This window comes from Arthrobacter sp. P4_F11 (assembly GCF_056401395.1).
Genome location: NZ_JBFUJK010000044.1, coordinates 1 through 1415 on the forward strand (window position 1 = coordinate 1; position 1415 = coordinate 1415).

2 protein-coding genes are annotated in these 1415 nt (G+C 68.8%); both read right to left on the reverse strand.

All coding sequences use genetic code 11. The features are described 5' to 3' along the window. Positions 1-627 (reverse strand): serine dehydratase beta chain (locus AC1DRO_RS21155; protein ID WP_476952336.1); only part of this gene is annotated, 627 nt, incomplete at its 3' end. Between the two features lie 162 nt (positions 628-789). Beyond that, positions 790-1415: PLP-dependent aminotransferase family protein (locus AC1DRO_RS21160; protein WP_476952337.1), on the reverse strand; the 626-nt coding region annotated here is incomplete at its 5' end.

The window sequence follows — 1415 nt, forward strand, 5'->3', positions numbered from 1 at the left end:
GGAGGCGCGCTCGTTGACGAACATGATGTCGCCGATCGAGAGGCCCTTGGACTGGCAGCGGCCCAGCAGTTCAGCGGCCGTGCGGAAGGGCAGCGGCAGTTCCTTCTTGGATTCGTCGAGTTCCTTCAGGGCCGCGTCTTCCTCGCCCTCGCGGACGATGAAGCCGCCGCCCACGGAGAAGAACGTCGCCTTGTGCAGGACTTCGCCGTCGGCGTCGGAGACCGTGAACGTCATCCCGTTGGTGTGCCGGGGCAGGATGGTCAGCGGGCGCAGGACCATGTCCTGCACCCCATACGGCAGCGCAACACCGTCCCCATCGCCCGCGCCGGCGAGCTGCAGGGTGCCGGTCTCGGCAATGGCAGCGAGCCGACCCTCCACTTCTTCAGGGAGGATCTGCTCGGGGTGGAAGCCCTCCAGGCCGAGCAGGATCGCGGTCATGGTGCCGTGCCCGTGCCCGGTAGCGGCGAGGGAACCATACAGGTCCACCCGCAGCGACGCCACCTTCTCCAGGTCCCCGGACGTTTTGAGCTCCTCGGCGAAGACCGCGGCGGCCCGCATGGGTCCCACCGTGTGGGAACTGGATGGCCCTATGCCGATGGAAAAGAGATCGAAGACTCCAACAGCCATTGTCGGTTCCTAACTAGGTATGGGCTCGGGGACAGAGGTGAACAGGGGCCCCTCCGGGTCCGGTCTCCGGCAGCATGCGTCTAAGGGAGCGGCACGTCCGCTCAGCGGGCGTCTTCGCGACCGAGCATGCAGAGGAGGCCGGGCCCGACGGGCCCGACAAGCTCAACCGGCGAGGTCGGACACGCCCGGGTAGAGCGGGTGGGCGGCGGCGAGGGCCTCCACCCGGGAACGCAGACCGGACAGGTCCGCGCCGGCCTCCGCGGTCAGCGCCTCGGCGATGATATCGGCAACCTCGGCGAAGGCTGCCTCGCCGAAACCGCGGGTGGCCAGCGCCGGGGTGCCGATCCGCAGTCCGGAGGTGACCATCGGCGGGCGCGGATCGAACGGGACGGCGTTGCGGTTGACCGTGATGTCGATTTCCGCGAGCCGGTCCTCGGCCTCCTGACCGTTCAGCTCGCACTCGCGCAGGTCCACCAGGACCAGGTGCACGTCGGTGCCGCCGGAGATCACGTTGATCCCCTTCGCCGTGACGTCGTCCTGGACCAGCCGCTCGGCCAGGATCCGGGCACCGGCCAGCACACGCTCCTGGCGTTCCCTGAACTCTTCGGACGCGGCGATCTTGAAGGCCACGGCCTTGCCCGCGATGACGTGCTCCAGCGGGCCGCCCTGCTGGCCGGGGAACACCGCCGAGTTGATCTTCTTGGCGATCTCGGCGTCGTTGGAGAGGATGATGCCGCCGCGCGGACCCGCGAGGGTCTTGTGCGTCGTGGAGGTGGTGACGTGGGCGT